The organism is Pseudomonas grimontii (genome assembly GCF_007858185.1).
In the GTDB taxonomy this organism is placed as follows: Bacteria; Pseudomonadota; Gammaproteobacteria; order Pseudomonadales; family Pseudomonadaceae; genus Aquipseudomonas; species Aquipseudomonas grimontii.
Genome location: NZ_VFES01000002.1, coordinates 431,914 through 449,186, shown reverse-complemented (window position 1 = coordinate 449,186; position 17,273 = coordinate 431,914). Strand labels below are relative to the sequence as shown.

The 17,273-nt window shown below is 60.4% G+C and carries 18 protein-coding genes; 10 read left to right on the top strand and 8 right to left on the bottom strand.

Going from position 1 to position 17,273, the window contains the following annotated elements; genetic code table 11:
- The first annotated feature begins 155 nt into the window (after positions 1-155).
- Positions 156-1,424 carry an Hsp70 family protein gene (locus FIV39_RS06235; RefSeq protein ID WP_090400829.1) on the top strand — a complete coding sequence of 423 codons (1,269 nt, stop codon included), beginning with the start codon at positions 156-158 and terminating at the stop codon, positions 1,422-1,424.
- Between the two features lie 83 nt (positions 1,425-1,507).
- On the opposite strand, the gene FIV39_RS06230 is transcribed toward FIV39_RS06235, so the two are convergent.
- The 3 genes from FIV39_RS06230 to FIV39_RS06220 all read right to left on the bottom strand — a co-directional run bounded on the left by FIV39_RS06230 (position 1,508) and on the right by FIV39_RS06220 (position 3,871).
- Positions 1,508-2,521: an AI-2E family transporter gene (locus FIV39_RS06230; protein WP_090400830.1), complete on the bottom strand. Its 1,014-nt coding sequence runs from the start codon at positions 2,519-2,521 to the stop codon at positions 1,508-1,510.
- A gap of 190 nt (positions 2,522-2,711) precedes the next feature.
- Positions 2,712-3,011, bottom strand: a complete 300-nt coding sequence (locus FIV39_RS06225; RefSeq protein ID WP_027607719.1) for a PsiF family protein — start codon at positions 3,009-3,011, stop codon at positions 2,712-2,714.
- 71 nt (positions 3,012-3,082) lie between these two features.
- Positions 3,083-3,871, bottom strand: a complete 789-nt coding sequence (locus FIV39_RS06220; protein WP_090400831.1) for an AraC family transcriptional regulator — start codon at positions 3,869-3,871, stop codon at positions 3,083-3,085.
- Between the two features lie 97 nt (positions 3,872-3,968).
- Between FIV39_RS06220 and FIV39_RS06215 the strand changes: the two genes are divergently transcribed.
- Positions 3,969-4,847 carry a DMT family transporter gene (locus FIV39_RS06215; RefSeq protein WP_090400832.1) on the top strand — a complete coding sequence of 293 codons (879 nt, stop codon included), beginning with the start codon at positions 3,969-3,971 and terminating at the stop codon, positions 4,845-4,847.
- On the opposite strand, the gene FIV39_RS06210 is transcribed toward FIV39_RS06215, so the two are convergent.
- A complete protein-coding gene (locus FIV39_RS06210; protein ID WP_090400833.1) occupies positions 4,844-5,734 on the bottom strand; it encodes an esterase/lipase family protein in 891 nt (296 codons plus the stop codon). The genes FIV39_RS06215 and FIV39_RS06210 overlap by 4 nt on opposite strands.
- Positions 5,735-5,910: 176 nt before the next feature.
- Here FIV39_RS06210 and FIV39_RS06205 point away from each other — a divergent pair, with 176 nt between their 5' ends.
- A complete protein-coding gene (locus FIV39_RS06205; RefSeq protein WP_027607715.1) occupies positions 5,911-6,441 on the top strand; it encodes a ferritin-like domain-containing protein in 531 nt (176 codons plus the stop codon).
- Between the two features lie 417 nt (positions 6,442-6,858).
- Here FIV39_RS06205 and FIV39_RS06195 read toward each other — a convergent pair whose 3' ends face one another.
- The gene (locus tag FIV39_RS06195) at positions 6,859-7,836 is read right to left on the bottom strand and encodes a hypothetical protein (RefSeq protein WP_090400835.1); all 978 of its coding nucleotides are present in this window, start codon (positions 7,834-7,836) and stop codon (positions 6,859-6,861) included.
- Between the two features lie 178 nt (positions 7,837-8,014).
- Positions 8,015-10,084, bottom strand: a complete 2,070-nt coding sequence (locus FIV39_RS06190; protein ID WP_090400836.1) for an AsmA family protein — start codon at positions 10,082-10,084, stop codon at positions 8,015-8,017.
- A gap of 358 nt (positions 10,085-10,442) precedes the next feature.
- On the opposite strand from FIV39_RS06190, the gene FIV39_RS06185 reads away from it, so the two are divergent.
- Together FIV39_RS06185 and FIV39_RS06180 are read left to right on the top strand one after the other, a co-directional pair.
- Entirely contained in the window at positions 10,443-10,904 is a 462-nt protein-coding gene (locus tag FIV39_RS06185; RefSeq protein ID WP_090400837.1) for a hypothetical protein, read from the top strand.
- A gap of 161 nt (positions 10,905-11,065) precedes the next feature.
- Positions 11,066-11,698, top strand: coding sequence for a TetR family transcriptional regulator (locus tag FIV39_RS06180; RefSeq protein WP_065900186.1), 633 nt, complete (start codon positions 11,066-11,068; stop codon positions 11,696-11,698).
- 5 nt (positions 11,699-11,703) lie between these two features.
- On the opposite strand, the gene FIV39_RS06175 is transcribed toward FIV39_RS06180, so the two are convergent.
- On the bottom strand, positions 11,704-12,225 hold the full coding sequence (locus FIV39_RS06175; RefSeq protein WP_090400838.1) for a C40 family peptidase: 522 nt from the start codon (positions 12,223-12,225) through the stop codon (positions 11,704-11,706).
- Positions 12,226-12,567: 342 nt separating this feature from the next.
- Here FIV39_RS06175 and ureE point away from each other — a divergent pair, with 342 nt between their 5' ends.
- From ureE to FIV39_RS06150, 5 genes are all read left to right on the top strand, one after another.
- Positions 12,568-13,068 (top strand): urease accessory protein UreE, encoded by a 501-nt coding sequence (ureE, locus tag FIV39_RS06170; RefSeq protein ID WP_090400839.1) that lies wholly within the window; start codon positions 12,568-12,570, stop codon positions 13,066-13,068.
- Positions 13,065-13,739, top strand: coding sequence for an urease accessory protein UreF (locus FIV39_RS06165; protein WP_090400840.1), 675 nt, complete (start codon positions 13,065-13,067; stop codon positions 13,737-13,739). Before ureE ends, FIV39_RS06165 begins: the two co-directional genes overlap by 4 nt.
- A 37-nt stretch (positions 13,740-13,776) precedes the next feature.
- The gene (gene ureG / locus FIV39_RS06160) at positions 13,777-14,391 is read left to right on the top strand and encodes an urease accessory protein UreG (protein WP_012721947.1); all 615 of its coding nucleotides are present in this window, start codon (positions 13,777-13,779) and stop codon (positions 14,389-14,391) included.
- A gap of 22 nt (positions 14,392-14,413) precedes the next feature.
- Positions 14,414-14,986 (top strand): HupE/UreJ family protein, encoded by a 573-nt coding sequence (locus FIV39_RS06155; RefSeq protein WP_090400841.1) that lies wholly within the window; start codon positions 14,414-14,416, stop codon positions 14,984-14,986.
- Positions 14,987-15,111: 125 nt separating this feature from the next.
- Entirely contained in the window at positions 15,112-16,233 is a 1,122-nt protein-coding gene (locus FIV39_RS06150) for an AGE family epimerase/isomerase (RefSeq protein ID WP_090400842.1), read from the top strand.
- A gap of 140 nt (positions 16,234-16,373) precedes the next feature.
- On the opposite strand, the gene FIV39_RS06145 is transcribed toward FIV39_RS06150, so the two are convergent.
- The gene (locus FIV39_RS06145; RefSeq protein ID WP_065940985.1) at positions 16,374-17,138 is read right to left on the bottom strand and encodes an SDR family oxidoreductase; all 765 of its coding nucleotides are present in this window, start codon (positions 17,136-17,138) and stop codon (positions 16,374-16,376) included.
- Between the last annotated feature and the right edge of the window lie 135 nt (positions 17,139-17,273).

The window sequence follows — 17,273 nt, the reverse complement described above, 5'->3', positions numbered from 1 at the left end:
GGGGTGCGTCAAAGTGTTATCGGCGCTTGCCGTATGCACCAGATGTGGGGGCAAATGCTGAACTTTCAAGCACGATTTAACGGATGGTCGGCCTACGCATCCGCCCTCGACTGGCATACACTGCGCGGCCGTTTTTCAACCGGAACCCGATAGACATGAAAAACCCATCCCCAGCCCGTGCCTGCGGTATCGACTTCGGCACGTCCAACTCCACCGTCGGCTGGATCCGCCCCGGCATGGAAACGCTTATCGCGCTGGAGGACGACAAGATCACCCTGCCGTCGGTGGTGTTCTTCAACTTCGAGGAGCGCCGCCCGGTCTACGGTCGCCTGGCCCTGCACGAATACCTGGAGAACTACGAAGGCCGGCTGATGCGCTCGCTCAAGAGCCTGCTGGGTTCCAAGTTGATCAAGCACGACACCAGCGTATTGGGCACGGCGATGCCATTCACCGACCTGCTGGCGCTATTTATCGGCCAACTCAAGAGCCGTGCCGAAACCACCGCCGGCCGCGAGTTCGAAGAAGTGGTGCTGGGCCGCCCGGTGTTTTTCGTCGATGACGACCCGATGGCCGACCAGGAAGCCGAAAACACCTTGGTCGACGTGGCGCGCAAGATCGGGTTCAAGGACATCTCTTTCCAGTACGAACCGATTGCCGCCGCGTTCGACTACGAGTCCACCATCGAGAAGGAAGAGCTGGTACTGATCGTCGACATCGGCGGTGGTACGTCCGACTTCTCACTGGTGCGCCTCTCTCCGGACCGCCGCCACAACGACAACCGCCAGGACGACATCCTCGCCACCGGCGGCGTGCACATCGGCGGGACCGACTTCGACAAGCAACTGTCCCTGGCCGGCATGATGCCGCTGTTCGGCTACGGCAGCCGCATGAAAAGCGGCGCCTACATGCCCACCAGCCACCACATGAACCTGGCGACCTGGCACACCATCAACTCGGTGTACTCGCAAAAATCCCAGCTGGCCCTGGGCAGCATGCGCTACGACATCGAAGACACCGGCGGCATCGACCGCCTGTTCAAGCTGATCGAACAGCGCGCCGGGCACTGGCTGGCCATGGAAGTGGAAGAAACCAAGATCCAACTCACCCACGACGACAACCGCCACGTGCTGCTGGACCGCGTTGAGCCTGGGTTGAGCGTGGACCTGAGCCGCGCACTGTTCGAGTCGGCCATCGACGGCTTGCTGGAACGCGTGCGTAACAGCGTGACGCAGTTGCTCACCGATGCTTCGGTGGCGGTGGCCCAGGTGGACACGGTGTTCTTTACCGGCGGTTCCAGCGGCATTCCAGCGCTGCGCCACAGCATCTCGGCCATGCTGCCGAATGCCCGGCATGTGGAAGGGAATATCTTCGGCAGTATTGGCAGCGGTTTGGCGATTGAAGCGAGCAAGCGGTACGGATCTTAAGCGGCAAGCTTTGAGCTGCAAGCTGCAAGTAAAAGCAAATCTGCTCCTGCTTGCAGCTTGAAGCTTGTCACTCACAGCTGCTCTTAAACCATCCCGCCGAGCTTCAGCTCACTCTTCAGGTACGCGTAGTAAATCGGCCCCGCCACCACCCCCGGCAAACCAAACGCCGCTTCAAATACCAGCATCGCCAGGAGCAACTCCCACGATTTGGCACTGATCTGCCCGCCGACGATGCGCGCGTTGAGGAAGTACTCGACCTTGTGGATCACGATCAAATAGCCCAACGCTGCCACTGCCACCCACATCGACAGCGACAACGCGACGACGGTGATCAGGGTGTTGGACATCAGGTTGCCGATCACTGGCAACAGGCCGAGCAGGAAGGTCAGCACGATCAGGGTCTTGGTCAGCGGCAGGTGAATGCCGCACAACGGCAGCACCACTGCCAGGAAGATCGCGGTAAAGACAGTGTTGAGCGCGGCGATCTTGATTTGCGCGAAGACGATGTTGCGAAAGGCCTGGACCAGCAGGTGCAGGCGGTCGAACAGCGCGGCCGCCAGGGGTTTGCGCTTGGTCAGGTCGGGCACCCGCTGCAGGGCGATGATCGCGCCGAGCACCATGCCGATCAGCAGGGTGACGAACATGTGGGCGGCGTCCTTGCCGACCAGTTGCAGTTCGCTCAGGTGCTTGCTCAGCCAGTCGCCGATGGCCACGCGGAACTCGGCGGCACTGGCGGGCAGGTAGGCATCGAGGAACGGCGGCAACTGGCCGCGCGCGCGGTCGACCACCCCCATGAACTTGTCGAGGGAGGCCCCGGGATTTTCCGCTTCGTGGAGCAGGAAGCTGATGGCGCCGGCGAAGATCAGGGCGAGCACGCTGACGATCAGGGTGCCGAGCAAGGCCACCGCCAGCCAGCGCGCGCGGCGGCCTTCGATCAGCCGTTGCAGTTGGGGGGTGAGCATGTTGACCAGTTCATAGACCAACAGGCCGGCCAGCAGGCTGGGCAGCAATTTCAGCGGCAATACCAGCAACAACCCGCCGAAAATGATGATGTAGCTGGACAGCAACAACACATGACGCTGAGAAAACGTTGGCATACAGCCTCAAAACGAACGGCGTTAAAGGATGTGTAGGAGCGAGCTTGCTCGCGAAGGTCGCCAACGATAACGCGTTTATTCTGAATAAACGCGGGGTAATTGCGTTCTTCGCGAGCAAGAACTAGGCGTCCCCCTCGCTCCTACAGGTGGGCTGCGTGCGAGTGTCGCAGCCTTCTAGGGCCGGGGGCTATCAATTCTTCAGGCAGGTACTCATGAACGTTTTGCGCGCATCGCCGGTCAGCGCCTTGGTTTTCGCCGACGCATTGCAATCCTTCATCTTCTGCTGCTGCGGCGTAAGCGTCTTCGCATCATTGGCCGCCGGAGCCGACAGGCAGGTTTTCATGAAAGCCTTGCGCTCGTCGCCCTTGAGCGTCTTGGTGGTGGCTTCGGCATTGCAGGTGGTCATCTTGTTTTGCTGGGCGGTAGCGGCGAAGCCCTGGGAACACAGCAGCAGGCCCATCATCAACAGCGGAATACGCAGCATCTTCATGGAGTTTTCTCCCTGTTACCGTGCCGGAAGGCACGGCCTCCCCAGCAGTGTAGCCAAACCTTGTTACATCTTCATCGGCCGCGAATATTCGTCCGCCGGTACTGCTCCGGCGTACAGCCGGCCTGGCGCTGGAACATCGCGATAAACGCCGAGGCGCTGCTGTAGCCGAGGTCAAACGCCACATTTTGCACACTGCGCTCGCTGTCGAGGGCTTCGATTGCGGCGAGGTAGCGCAAGCGCTGGCGCCATTCGCCGAAGCTCATGCCCAGTTCGCGCACAAATTGTCGCGCCAGGGTGCGCTCGCTTACATGCACCTGCTCGGCCCAGTGCGCCAAGGGGCGATTGTCGCCGGGGTCGGCTTGCATGCCTTCCAATACGCCGAGCAGCCCCGGGTGGCGGGCGTAGGGCAAGAAACACTCGTGGATCGGCGCCTGCTTGAGTTGATCGACCAGCACCTGGGCCAGGCGAATATCGGCATCGGTGTGTGGGATGTTGACGTCTCGCTGGGCGAAGTCGCTGAGAATGGCCTTGAGGATTTCGCTGATCGCCAGGGTGCAAGGCTGCTTGGGCAATTGCTCGCAGAGCTGCGGCGAAAGGCCCACCGAACGGTAGACAATCGCCTGGGCGTTGTAGGAGCTGTGTTCGGTATTGGGTGGGATCCACACCGCGTACTGCGGCGGCGACATAAAGCGGTTGCCGGCCACTTCCATGCGCATCACGCCACTGGCGGAGTAGTCCAGCGAACCCCAGACATGCTGGTGCGGGGTGCACTCAGTGTCGGGGGCAAAATCGGAGTAACGGAAGTACACGGGGCTGGGCAGGCGGCCAAAATCCGCGAGGCGTACGGTGTGTCTGGCCATATTGTCTGGATACAGAGGTCGTTTGTCTGGGTCGCAGTATAGGCTTCGATCCAGACAAGGGATAATCCTGCCTCATCAACACACTTGGTTTCTTTCGATGCAATACGCGTATCCCCTGCTGGCCATCTTTATCTGGGCCGGCAATACCGTGGTCAACAAACTGGCCGTGGGTTCGATCTTCCCCGCTGAAATCGGCTTTTACCGCTGGTTGCTGGCAGCACTGCTGTTTACACCGTTCATGCTCAAGCCAGTCATCGCCAACTGGCCGCTGATCCGCCCGAACCTGGGCAAGATCTGCGTCCTTGGCGTGCTGGGCATGGCGGTGTACCAAAGCCTGGCGTACTACGCCGCCTCGCTGACCAGCGCCACCAATATGGGCATCATCCTGTCGTTGATGCCGTTGATGGCCTTGACGGCGGCGATCATCAGCCTGGGCCAGCGCCTGACCTTTGGCGCGCTGACGGGTGCGGTGCTGTCGTTCGCTGGGGTTGTGGTGGTGGTGTCGGCCGGCAGCCTCGACGCGTTGCTGCAGCACGGCGTGAACCTCGGCGACGCGATGATGCTGGTCGCCACCCTGGCGTACGCGGTCTACAGCACCCTGTTGAAAAAATGGCAACTGCGCCTGCCGCCGCTGGTGCTCCTGTATTTGCAAGTACTGGTGGCAGTGCTGGTGCTGTTTCCGCTGTTTCTGTTCTCGACAAAAGCCGGCCTGGGCTGGGCGAATATTCCACTGGTGCTCTATGCGTGCTTGCTGGCTTCGATGCTCGCGCCACTGGCGTGGATGCATTCGGTGAAGACCCTGGGGCCAAGCCGCACGACGCTGTTTTTCAACCTGCTGCCGTTGATTACCGCGTTGATTGCCGCCGTGGTGTTGAAGGAAGAGTTGGCGCTGTATCACCTGGTGGGGGGCTTGCTGACCTTGGGCGGGGTGATTTTGTCCGAGCGTTGGACCACACCGGTGCGTCGCCAGGCTTAAACCCCGGCCGCCTTCAGGCGCTGGGCATGCTCGACGAACAGCCGGATTGGCTCGGCGCCCTTGCCTACCAAGCCCATGGACTGATTGACGATGTCGAAGTGGTCGAGGGCGTAGTCATCGCCGATCACCCGCCCCAGGTGCGAGCTGTAGCGTCCGACCATGCCGTCGCACTGGCCCTTCTCGCGCACGAAGCTGCGGGCGAACAATCGGCAACTTCGATTCGTCCCGTCCAGCAGGTTGCGCCCGCGATCGGTCTTGCCCGGTTGCAAGGTGCCGGACCATGAGTAATAGCGTACGCCATTGACCAACTCCGCCCCGTGGCCACCCCAGGTTTGCGGCAACCCTTGGGGATACTCGCGGTTGAACAGCGCCACGCCTGCGCTGGTCAGGGAATGGTGGGAGGCGTGTAAATCCGCCTTGAAGCGCGGGCCGCGATAGCCGGTCTCCAATAGGCTCATCACCCTGGCAACCAGATGAAACAGCGCGCTCATGAGCCGGCCCTTCACGCTGTCGGCCGGATGATGGGCGTGGATATGGTCCGCCAATTCCGAACCGTGGTTGGGCCCGGCCACCGACGTCACCGACGCCACCCACTCCGGGCGCTTGGCCGCCGCATAACGGGCGGTCAGGGCGCCCTGGCTATGGCCGATGAGGTTGACCTTGTCGGCGCCGGTTTCAAGGCGAATCCGCTCGATCTGCGTCAACAACTGCTCGCCACGCACCTCGCTGGAATCCAAAGGCGCCACCTGGATAGGAAACACCTGCGCCCCGCCCGCCCGCAGCGCCGGGACAATGCCGTACCAGTAGGGAAACAACCCCAGGCGCACGAACCCGAGCATGCCGGGCACCAGCACCAAGGGGTAACGCGTGGCTAACGACTGCGACATGAAGCGAACGTCCTTGATCAAGAAAGGATGATGGCAGGCTAGCGCAATTCCGGCGACGCGCTGATGACACTCCAGGCAAATCCAATAAAACTTTTTGCTGCGCCCGTGACTCACAACTTGGAGCGATCACGCCGACAGAGCGTGGCGTAAAACCGGATTAGCCCCAGGAGATTGAGATGACTGAAGCAAACTTGACTGACGTTGCGACCCTGCGCAGCCGCGCGCGCCAGAACGTCGAAAACGGTGCCGTGACCGAGGGCTATGACGCCGACCGCGAAGAAATCATCCGCCTGCTCAACGGCTCGCTGGCCACTGAGCTGGTGTGTGTGCTGCGCTACAAGCGCCACTACTTCATGGCCAGCGGCGTCAAAGCTGCCGTCGCCGCGCAGGAATTCCTCGAACACGCCACCCAGGAAGCCGAGCACGCCGACAAACTCGCCGAGCGCATCGTGCAGCTGGGCGGCGAGCCGGAATTCAACCCGGACCTGCTGTCGAAGAACTCCCACGCCCAATACGTGGCCGGTAACAGCTTGAAGGAAATGGTCTACGAAGACCTGGTGGCCGAGCGGATCGCGGTGGACAGCTACCGTGAAATCATCCAGTACATCGGTGATAAGGATCCAACCACGCGCCGTCTGTTTGAAGAGATCCTGGCTCAGGAAGAAGAGCATGCGGACGATATGGCCGACATCCTCGAAAGCCTGTAGTCCGAAGCATAAAAATAGGGGGAGCCGGTTAACCGGCTCCCCCTATTTTTACCTGCGATGACCGTTACTCAGTCAGAAACCAAGACAGGGCCATTCCAGCGAAGGAAGACATAGTGAGCAGGTAGGGAACTACTATCCAAAGTTTGAGACTTCTTGGAATACGTTTCACATCCTCAACGAGTACGAGGTATCTCCATTGAAAAAGCCTCGGCATAAGGATTACAGGGGCAATAGCGAAGAGACGTTTCAACTTCCCACCAAACGCTCCGAATCCAAACCTGTATTTGAACGTCACTATGAATGAGCTGAACTTGAGATAGTCTTCAGCCTCTTCAAGCCTTGTATAGATGACATATAAATTTAAGGGAAAGCTCAGCAACATCAACACACCCGACCACATACCGATGGACTCTGGCATCATTCCCCCCCTGAAACTTCATAAAGGCGGGTTCCTATTTGCTCACCCGTGTGGCTTCCTAAAGCACCCACGGCAAGGCCCCCAATGGCCCCACCCACTATGGCGCAGCCTAGCGCACTCGCTCCGGCGGTAGGGATGGCAAAAACCGCTGCACATATGGCAACCCCTGATGCCATGCCTGCGTATCCCCCGTAAGCCGCGCCACCGACTCCGAACACCAACTTCCCTCCCTCAACAAACTTCGCCCGAGTACATTCCTGCTCCCGCCCGGTTGAACACGCCTCCGTTATTTCCAACGCCGTCGCTCCAACATCCAGCGCGATACCGATATAAGTGCCCTTTTTCAACATCTTTGATGCCTTGGCGATGCGCTTGACTGTCTCTTCGTACTTGCGAATTTCACCGTGATGCCAATAGCTTTTAGTCGAAATACCCAACATCTTTTTGATCGACCCTTCATTTTTCAAGCCCGTACCCAAACGAGCCATCCCCGAAAGCTGCCCCTCCAGCTTTGCAAACAACACCCTGCGCTTAGCCAGAAACTCATCCCTCGCGGCCGTTGTGCCCTTGCTCAAGTGCTGCTTATGCAAAGCGTCGATTTCCTGAAGTGTGCTCTCGACAGCCGCAAGATGCTTACTCCAGGCACTGCTGGCACTCCCGACACCGATCGAAGCGTTGGTCATGATGACCTGTAGTAGATCGTAGTTTTTGATCAAAAACTGATCGGTTGCGGAATGCGCCAGCAACGCCTGTTTTATGTTCTGCGCTGAGCGCATCAGTTGCGCTTCTTCAGCGGTGCAAGACGCCGTGCGCGCATCAGGAATGATCACCAACTGCCCTGGCAGTACCACGACATTGCGGATGTGCTGGTTGACGATGTCGAACTTTGTTTGTGTATGGGGGTTAAGAGAAAGGCTGAGCTTGAGCAGTGGATAAGGCTGCGGCCGCTCATTGATAAATGCGTAGGCTCCCTGCATGGATTACACCTCCAAGTGACTGTGGCGGCCGACTATAGGAAGGCAACCCAGGAGGCGTAAGGGGAATCAGGGGCGGTTTTAGCGCTTCAGAAATGAGCTACACAAGACCAGGATCATACTTACGGCACCGTGATAAAAAAGGCGACCCGAGGGTCGCTCTTTCTGACAATTTCGACGATCAACCTTTCACCGTCTTCGGCGCCTTGCCTTCCCTCATCTGCTGCAACAACGGTGCACACTGGTTCGGCGCATCGGCGCTCGGTGCCACCAGCGCCAGCAGGCCCGCTGCCGGGCCGGCGATCACGCCCAGTGCCACCATGCCCGCGCCACGCAGGGCCAGGGGGATGGCTTTCACCCCCGCATTCGGTTTGATAAACGGGCCGTTGACGTACAACGGCGAACGCAGGGAAAACAGGCGGAAGCCCTTGGACTCGGGGGTGATGGTCAGGTCGAGCTGTTCGGTGGCCATGTTGGCGGTGCCATCGATATAGATGATCGCGTTCTCGGTATCGAACACAAACAAGCGCGTGGTCGCCAGGCCGGTCTTGATCCCGAAATCCGCCGCCGCGCAGTTGATCTTCACTTCCTTGTCGCCAAACAGGCGGCCCACCACATAGTTGCCGACGTTGAGCCCGGCAATTTCCATCAGGCCACGGCTGATGGCGCCGTCGTTGATCAGCATCTTCAGGTCACCGTTGGAGGTGCCGAGCAGCGCCGCGACGGAGTTACCGCGCCCGGAAATATCGGCATCGCCGTTGAGTTCACCAAAGCTGGTTTTCATCGGCTCGAAGGTCGGGAACAACTGCTTGAGCTTGAAGTTGCGCGCCGTGAGTTTGGCGCGACCTTCCATCGGCGTGGTACGGCCGTTCAAGCGGATCTGCGCATCCAGCTTGCCGCCGGCTACGCCGAATCGCAGCGGTTCCAGGCTCAGTTCGCCGTCGTTGAGCACCAGGTGGGTGTACAGGTCGTTGAAAGGCAACTCGGCACTGTGCACGATGCGTTTACCGGTGAATTCCACATCGGCATCCATGTCGCGCCAGCGCTCGGTGCGGAACTCTTCCACCGGCAGTACTTTGGTCGCCGGTTGTTTGCTCTCACCGCCACGGGCTTTTTGCTTGGCGTTGGAGTCGGCACCGATCAGGGGGGCGAGGTCGGCCATCAGCAATTGGTTGGACACCAACGCACCGCTGAGCTTGGGACGTGGCTGGCTGGCGACATAGGCGAGGTTGCCGTGAATATCGCTGTTGCCGATCTTGCCGTTGAAGTTTTCGTAGCTGAACGACGCGCCGCTGGCCTCGTGCAACTTGGCGATCAAGTGGCCGTCAGTGGAGTAGGCCGGTGAATCCGGCAGGGTGACGCCGGTCAGCGGGTAGAGGTTACCCAGGCTGCTGCCGGACAGTTTCAGGCGCAGGTCCAGGGCGCCGAGGTTCAAGGGGTCGGTCAAGGTGCCTGCCAGCGCGATGCTGGTATCGGCGATCTTGACCTGGGCTTGCAGCGGAAACGGCTTGGCCGCGTCCTGCAAGGCCAGCAGGCCACCGATCTTGCCGCTGCCGTCGAGCTTCTGGCCGTGGTACTGGCCTTTAACCTTGAGGGCGAACGCATAATCCTGGGGCGCGGAGCCTTTTTCCAGGGCCTTTTTGGCATCGGCGTCGCCGACGATTTCGCCGAACGGGATCGGCTTGCCCAAGGGGTCGATGATCACGTCCAACTGAGTCTTGAGAGTCTGGTCGTCGAGGGTCACGTGGCCCTTGTCGAAACCAATGGCGCCGATGTCCACCACCCAGCTGGAGGGCTCGGCGTCAGGATCCTTGGGGTCGAACTTGAACGTCCAGTTGGCGCGGCCATCGGCCAGGCGCTGCAACTCGGCACTCGGCTCGGTGAGGTCGATACGCGGGATCACCACACGCTGCACCAGCAACGCCAACGGCGAAATGCGCAGCTCGACCTTTTTCAGCGTGACCATCTGCGGTTTTTTCGACCAGTCGGGGTTGCCCAGGGTCAGGTCCTCGGCAATCACATGGGGCCACGGCACCCAGGCGCGCCAACCGCCTTCATCGGGCTCACGCGCCCACACCACCGCCAGGTTGCCGTTGATGGCAAACGGACGATGCAGCTCTTCGGAGACTTTGGCATTGAGCGGAGGCTTGATGCGGTTCCAGTCAAAGAACACCAGGACCAGTACCACCAAAGCGATTAACACAACGAAGCTGGCGCAGCTCCAAGTGACGATTTTACGAGTGCGCGTCATTGCACAGAACTCCTGAATACGACCGGCTGAACCAACACCTGTAGGACAGCTTATAAAACTACGACTGGCAAACCGCCCATGGGTTTAACCCAAACTCCGATTTACCCGTAAAAACCCACTTTCCTGACCGACTCGACAGATTCGATCATCCACAGCGCACCATTGTTACCCAGGTTCGTGTCGAAAATACCCACCTCGGTGCAAAAGCGCGTGCTTGAGAGGCCCGAGCTAGAGCCTCTCTCACGAACAATCAATTCTGTTGATTATTACCATTGTGTTTATGAACTTTTATATCGACTTATCGAGAGTAGCATTAGCTCCGTACCCACTTTATCGCCCTCCCAAGGAGCAACCCATCATGAAACGCCAAGTACTCGCTACCGTCCTGTTATCCATCCTGGCTTCCAGCGCCTTTGCCCTGCCAGCCGCCGAACAGGTCACCCCACAAGTCAAAGCCGACGCCGCTCACTTCAACCAGACCCTGGCTCGCAGCGGTTCGCAAGAAGATGAGAACCGTGACTACGCCAAAGGCGCTGTTGCTGAGAATGGTTCGGAACACGCCAACAAACGCGCCTACACCGAAGGCCTGACCGAAAACGGCCGTGATCGCCTGGAACAGAAAGGCCTGGTTGAAGGCGGTGCGGAACAAGTCAACGAACGTGCCTACACTGAAGGTGTTGCCGAAGGTGGCCGTGATCGTCTGGAACAGAAAGGCCTGGTTGAAGGCGGTGCGGAACAAGCCAACGAACGTGCCTACACTGAAGGTGTTGCCGAAGGTGGTGCCGATCGCCTGCAAGAACTGCATCAAGCTCAGAGCTAACCCGTGGTGGCCCAGAAAAAAGCCCGATCTGCCGATCGGACTTTTGACTTTTTGTAGAGCCTGTCACGCAACACTCCCCCCTATCCCCCGCCAAGTTCGACGTCAGCGAAGCTGTTTTGCTAGAGTGCGTCGCTGTACTTGCCGACAAAGCCCGCCCGCCCATGCTGCCCCGCGCCGAACAGAAGCAACAGACCCGCCTCGCCCTGATGGACGCCGCCCGCCATCTGATGGAGTGTGGCCGTGGGTTTGGCAGCCTGAGCCTGCGTGAAGTGGCCAAAACCGCAGGCATTGTCCCCACCGGTTTCTATCGCCACTTTGCCGATATGGACCAGCTAGGGCTTGTATTGGTGAGTGAGGTGGGCCAGACCTTTCGCGCCACCATTCGCCTGGTGCGCCACAACGAATTCGTGATGGGAGGCATTATCGATGCCTCAGTGCGGATTTTTCTCGATGTGGTTTCGGCCAACCGCTCGCAATTCCTGTTCCTGGCGCGCGAGCAATACGGCGGTTGCCTGGCCGTACGCCAAGCCATCGGCGCCTTGCGCGAAGACATCACGCGCGACCTGGCGGCCGACCTGACCCTGATGCCCAAGTTGCAGCACCTGGACGCCGAAGGCCTGCACGTAATGGCCGACCTGATCGTCAAGAGCGTGTTCGCCACCCTTCCCGATATCATCGACCCACCGGCCCAGGCCTTGCCTGCCCACCTCACGCCCCAGGCGAAAATCACCCAGCAACTGCGCTTTATCTTTATTGGCCTCAAGCATTGGCAAGGTCTGGGCAGTACGGAGTAAGCCGGTCAACCCGCAGAGTGAAAGCGCTTGGCGGTGTTGTAGTTTTTGTTCCAATAGCGATTGCTCAGTGAATCGATTCGCACCTTCTTGCCGGAACGTGGGGAATGAATGAACTTGCCCTCGCCTATATAGAGGCCGACATGGCTGACCTGACCGCGCCCGTTACCGTTGAAGAACACCGCATCCCCAGGTTTGAGCGCACTACGCTTGATCGTCTTGGCGTTTGAACGGTGCATTGCCGCCGTGGTGCGGGGTATACGGATATTGGCTTCGGTCTTGAACAGGTAGACCAGCAAGCTGCTGCAGTCGAAGCCCTGCTCCACGGTGCTCCCACCCCATTTATACGAGGTGCCCAGCAATTCATGGGCACGGTCAATCACATTGTCGATTGCTGGCCGCTGTTCCAGCAATTGCAGGGGCGTCGCGATTGCAATAGGGGCTGTCGCGCGCTGTTGGATATTGGCCGATGAGGAGGGAGTGACCAGGTAAAGACTGATAATGAATAAACACACAATTGATTTAAACATAATGGAACTCGCCGTGGTTTTTTAGCACAGGGCGAATCCTAATGATCCGTCACGTAAGCAGGTGAACTCCAAATCCTGAGATCCGGTAGGACAAATCTGAAATTTCACCGTACGAAAAGGATGGAAGGCACTTCATGCAATAAACATCACCCCCCTCAACTAAAAACGCCCCATTTCAGCGCTGCAAACAAGACATCGCACCAACTTGAATCACTCAAACCACTCACGAACGCCCCATTCGGTGGCACATCCACGCGCGCCGACAGAGAATTCCTACGCCTATACGTGATTGGCAAGCCCCTTGCTCTAGCACTTCCATCGCTCATAGCTGGAAGCTTCCTGATGCTGGTGATCCACCGCCGAATCGCCCCCCAAGCCCTCTGGGCCGCTGAGCTGCTGCTGAACTTCGAAGCACGCAGCAAGAGCCGCCTGCGCTGTTTCAGTGCCGATGGTGAAGACGTCGGCCTGTTCCTGGAGCGCGGCCAGCCGCCGTTGCACGATGGCGAATTCCTACAAGCTGAAGACGGACGTGTCGTACGCGTGTGCGCCCGGCCTGAACAGCTGCTGCACGTCACCTGCAGCAATGCCTTTGAACTGACCCGTGCCGCCTATCACCTCGGCAACCGCCATGTGGCCTTGCAAGTGGGGGATGGCTGGTTGCGCCTGCTCGATGACTACGTGCTCAAGGCCATGCTTGAGCAACTGGGTGCCCACACCGAAACCATCGAGGCGCCGTTCCAACCGGAACACGGCGCCTATGGCGGCGGCCACCATCACTCCCGTCATGGCGATGAAGATTTCAACTACCCGCCCAAGCTGCATCAATTCGGCGTGCGTCTATGAACCCAGCCTGGGCGCTGCTGCGTCTGGCCAGTCCGCAATTGCCGATTGGCGGCTACAGCTATTCCCAAGGCTTGGAAATGGCCGTGGAGAACGGCCGCGTCAACGATGCCGCCAGCGCTCGCCGCTGGATCAGCGACCAATTGCTGCTGAACCTCGCGCGCTTCGAAGCCCCACTGTTGCTCGCCCACTGTCGCGCCGCCGCCGAGCAGGAGTGGTCAGCGTTGGCACAACTGTGCGACGCCCATCAAGCCAGCCGCGAAACCCGAGAGCTGTATCAGGAGAGCCGGCAGATGGGCTATTCCCTGCAACAGCTGCTCAATGGTCTGCCGGAACTGGACAACGCCGCCCGCGCCTTTCTTGAGCAACGCCGCGAACCGCACTTGGCCCTGGGTTGGGCACTGGCCGCACGTGCCTGGGCCATCAGCGCCGACGACGCCCTCGCCGCCTGGCTCTGGAGCTGGCTGGAGAACCAATTGGCGGTGCTGATGAAAACCCTGCCCTTGGGCCAGCAAGCCGCGCAACGCCTGACCAGCGAGCTGCTGCCACTGCTGCAACAGGCCCAGCAGGACGCCGTCCGCATCGACCCCCACCATTTCGGCAGCGCCGCCTTTGGCCTGTCCTTGGCGAGCATGGCCCACGAGCGCCAGTACAGCCGCCTGTTCCGTTCCTAGGGCTTTAAATTTTGGGCCTTTTATTTTGGAGAGTCAGATGAACACACAACCCCTGCGCGTCGGTATCGGCGGCCCGGTCGGCTCCGGCAAGACCGCCCTGACCCTGGCCCTGTGCCTCGCGCTGCGCGATCGCTACAACCTGGCGGTGGTCACCAACGACATCTACACCCGCGAAGATGCCGACTTCCTGGTGCGCAACCAGGCCCTGGCGCCGGAGCGCATCATTGGCGTGGAAACCGGCGGCTGCCCGCACACGGCGATTCGCGAAGACGCCTCGATCAACCTGGAAGCGGTGGACCAACTCAACCGCCGCTTTCCCGGCCTGGACCTGATCCTGGTGGAGTCCGGCGGCGACAACCTCTCGGCCACCTTCAGCCCGGAGCTGTCGGACCTGACCATCTATGTGATCGATGTGTCCGCCGGCGACAAGCTGCCGCGCAAGGGTGGGCCTGGTATTTGCAAATCCGACCTGCTGGTGATCAACAAGATCGACCTCGCGCCGCTGGTCGGTGCCTCGCTGGAGCTGATGAACAGCGACACCCAGCGCATGCGCAACGGCAAACCCTTTGTGTTCAGCAACCAGAAAACCGGGGTCGGCCTGGAAGAAATCGTCGCCTTTATCGAACGCCAAGGCCTGCTGACCGCCGCCTGATCAACCCATAAGGAACCTGTTTATGAGCCTCAATAAACTCCTCGCAGCCGCCGCCCTGCTGCTCGCACCCGCCCTGGCCTTCGCTCACCCTGGCCACGGCGACAACGGCCTGGTGGCCGGTATCAGCCACCCGCTGGGCGGCCTCGACCACCTGCTGGCCATGGTCGCGGTCGGCCTGTGGGCCGCCCAACAAAAGGGCGCCGCGCGCTGGGCCCTGCCGTGCACCTTTGTCGGCACCATGCTGATGGGCGGCGTGCTGGGTTTTGAAGGGCTGCAATTGCCCGCGTTGGAAAGCGGGATTGCCGCCTCGGTGCTGGCCCTGGGCCTGGCGGTAGCTCTGGCGGTGCGTCCGCCGTTGTTCATGGCCATGGGTGCGACGGCGTTGTTTGCGTTGTTCCACGGTGTGGCCCATGGCTTGGAGCTGCCGGACATGTCGAGCCCTTGGGCGTATGCCGCAGGGTTTGTCGGCGCGACCGCAGCACTGCACGCTGCCGGCTATGCGCTGGTGCGCTGGCTGCCGGCCGCGGCGGCGCCGTTGGTACGGATTGCCGGGGCGGCTTCGGCGGCGACTGGGGTGTGGCTGCTCGCCAGCTAAACGTCGCAAGCTACAAGCGGCAAGTAAAAGCCGAACCGCTCTTACTTGCAGCTTGCAGCTCACAACTTAACGCTGCCCCTCTGCTACCATGCGCGCCTACGCCCCTGCCGTGACGACGCCAGCCGATGCCCATCGCTCCAAGCTCCGCCCCTCAGCCTTCATTGAATGCCGTGCTCACGCACTTCCACACCCTGATCGTGCCGCTCTGGCAGGGCCCTGGCTGGAATGCCGAATTGGCGTTGCCCTATGAGGCGCTGGACGCCGATCACCGCCCACTGCCCCCGCAACGCTACCGCGCCATGGCCTGCGCGCGGCAGTTGTACCTGTTCGCCAGCCTGATCGGCGAACCAGGAGCGGCCTTCGCTGAAGAGCGCGCAGCAGTGCTGTTCCGCTCCCTGCAACGGCATTTCCACGATGCCGAACACGGCGGCTGGTTCTACAGCATCGACCCCACCGGCCAGCCGCTGGACAAGCGCAAAGACCTCTACACCCACGCCTTCATCATCTTTGCCTGCGCCCATTACTGGGCCAAGGTGCGTGAGCCGCTGGTGGAATCGGTGCTCAACGCCGCGCTGGAAGTGGTCGCCCAACGCTTCGCCACCGAGGATGGCCTGTACGAGGCCGTGCTGGAACGCAACTGGTCATCCCTCACGTCCGGCCCGCTGCAAAACCCGTTGATGCACCTGGCCGAAGGTTTCCTCGCCACCCTCGCGGTGCGCGAGGATGCCCCTGTGCAAGCGGCCCTGCTGGCCTTGGCGACGGCCATGCAGCAGCGTTTCATCGACCGCCCGCACGGCGTGATGATGGAAAAACCGCTGGGCGCTGTGGATAACTGGTTTGAGCCGGGGCACCAGTTCGAGTGGTTCTTTTTGCTCGAATCGTCGCCTGTGCTGCGCGGCACGCCGCTGCATGCGTCGCTGACGCGGGCGTTTGCCTACGCAGAACTCAAGGGAGTGGATAACGCGACCGGGGCGGTCAGCGGCATGTTGGCACTCGACGGTACCGTGCGCGACGGCACGCAGCGTATCTGGGCCCAGGCGGAATACCTGCGGGCACTGACCTTGCGGCCTGGCAGTGAGGCGGTGCTGCAGCGCCAATTGCTTGCGCTGCAACAGCATTTCCTGCATGAGAAAGGCTGGCATGAATGCCTGGATGCCAACGGTGCGGTGAGCCGGCGGGATATGCCATCGACCACACCGTATCATTTGGCAACCTGCTACCAGGGGCTGATCCAGCATCTTGGGTGACCTGATGGGCCTCATCGGGAGCAAGCCCCCTCCCACATTTGACCGTATTCACAAATCTAAATGTGTGAACACGACCCAATGTGGGAGGGGCGGTGCGACGATTCGACAAGCCCCCGATGGCAACGACGCGGTCTAGAGCCTTACTTGGCCCCACGCTCAATCGCAAACCCAGCCCAGGTCTGGCTCACCGGCATCAACTCCAAACGGTTGATGTTGACGTGCGCCGGTGTGTTGAGCACCCAGAAGATGGTGTCGGCAATGTCCTGCGGCTGGATCGGCTCGGCGCCGGCGTAGGTGGCGTCGTAGCGCGCCTGGTCACCGCCGAAGCGCACCAGGGAGAACTCGCTTTCGCACAGGCCCGGCTCGATGTTGGTCACACGTACGCCTGTGCCCTGCAGGTCGCAGCGCAGGTTCAGGGAGAACTGCTTCACGAATGCCTTGGAACCGCCATACACATGGCTGCCCGGGTACGGGTAGCTGCCGGCGATGGACCCCAGGTTGATGATCCCGGCGCCACGGCCGTGAGCGATCAGGCGCGGCAGCAGCAGGCTGGTGGTGGTCAGCAGGCCTTTGATGTTGGTGTCGACCATGGTTTCCCAATCGTCGAGGTCGCACTTGGGCGCAGGGTCGGTGCCCACGGCCAGGCCGGCGTTGTTGATCAGCCCGCGCAAGGTGGCGAACGATGGCGGCAGGTTGGCGATCGCCTCTTCCATGCCTTTGCGATCCCGTACGTCCACCACCAGGCCGTGCACTTCGGTCTGCTTGGAAAGCTCTTCGACCAGCGCATTCAAACGCTCGGCACGACGACCGGTGAGCACCAGTTTCCAGCCGGCTTCGGCAAACCGACGGGCGCAGGCTTCGCCGAAACCTGAGGTGGCGCCAGTAATAAACAGCGTGTTGGACATGGTGTTCTCCTTGCGGGCATCGGGAAAAAAATCAGCCAGCAGAATGCCCTTACGCCGCAGTTGCGGCAACCGCTATGCACATAACTTCACGCACGCCTGGTCATTTTTTAACCACCACGAACAACGCCTTATAAA

Coding starts and splice junctions, on each gene's coding strand:
- FIV39_RS06195 (WP_090400835.1), bottom strand. CDS start 7,836: ATGCAGGGAGCCTACGCATTTATCAATGAGCGGCCGCAGCCTTATCCA.
- FIV39_RS06185 (WP_090400837.1), top strand. CDS start 10,443: ATGAAACGCCAAGTACTCGCTACCGTCCTGTTATCCATCCTGGCTTCC.
- FIV39_RS06225 (WP_027607719.1), bottom strand. CDS start 3,011: ATGAAGATGCTGCGTATTCCGCTGTTGATGATGGGCCTGCTGCTGTGT.
- FIV39_RS06205 (WP_027607715.1), top strand. CDS start 5,911: ATGACTGAAGCAAACTTGACTGACGTTGCGACCCTGCGCAGCCGCGCG.
- FIV39_RS06190 (WP_090400836.1), bottom strand. CDS start 10,084: ATGACGCGCACTCGTAAAATCGTCACTTGGAGCTGCGCCAGCTTCGTT.
- FIV39_RS06145 (WP_065940985.1), bottom strand. CDS start 17,138: ATGTCCAACACGCTGTTTATTACTGGCGCCACCTCAGGTTTCGGCGAA.
- FIV39_RS06180 (WP_065900186.1), top strand. CDS start 11,066: ATGCTGCCCCGCGCCGAACAGAAGCAACAGACCCGCCTCGCCCTGATG.
- FIV39_RS06155 (WP_090400841.1), top strand. CDS start 14,414: ATGAGCCTCAATAAACTCCTCGCAGCCGCCGCCCTGCTGCTCGCACCC.
- FIV39_RS06230 (WP_090400830.1), bottom strand. CDS start 2,521: ATGCCAACGTTTTCTCAGCGTCATGTGTTGTTGCTGTCCAGCTACATC.
- FIV39_RS06210 (WP_090400833.1), bottom strand. CDS start 5,734: ATGTCGCAGTCGTTAGCCACGCGTTACCCCTTGGTGCTGGTGCCCGGC.
- FIV39_RS06220 (WP_090400831.1), bottom strand. CDS start 3,871: ATGGCCAGACACACCGTACGCCTCGCGGATTTTGGCCGCCTGCCCAGC.
- FIV39_RS06175 (WP_090400838.1), bottom strand. CDS start 12,225: ATGTTTAAATCAATTGTGTGTTTATTCATTATCAGTCTTTACCTGGTC.
- FIV39_RS06215 (WP_090400832.1), top strand. CDS start 3,969: ATGCAATACGCGTATCCCCTGCTGGCCATCTTTATCTGGGCCGGCAAT.
- ureG (WP_012721947.1), top strand. CDS start 13,777: ATGAACACACAACCCCTGCGCGTCGGTATCGGCGGCCCGGTCGGCTCC.
- FIV39_RS06165 (WP_090400840.1), top strand. CDS start 13,065: ATGAACCCAGCCTGGGCGCTGCTGCGTCTGGCCAGTCCGCAATTGCCG.
- FIV39_RS06150 (WP_090400842.1), top strand. CDS start 15,112: ATGCCCATCGCTCCAAGCTCCGCCCCTCAGCCTTCATTGAATGCCGTG.
- FIV39_RS06235 (WP_090400829.1), top strand. CDS start 156: ATGAAAAACCCATCCCCAGCCCGTGCCTGCGGTATCGACTTCGGCACG.
- ureE (WP_090400839.1), top strand. CDS start 12,568: ATGCTGGTGATCCACCGCCGAATCGCCCCCCAAGCCCTCTGGGCCGCT.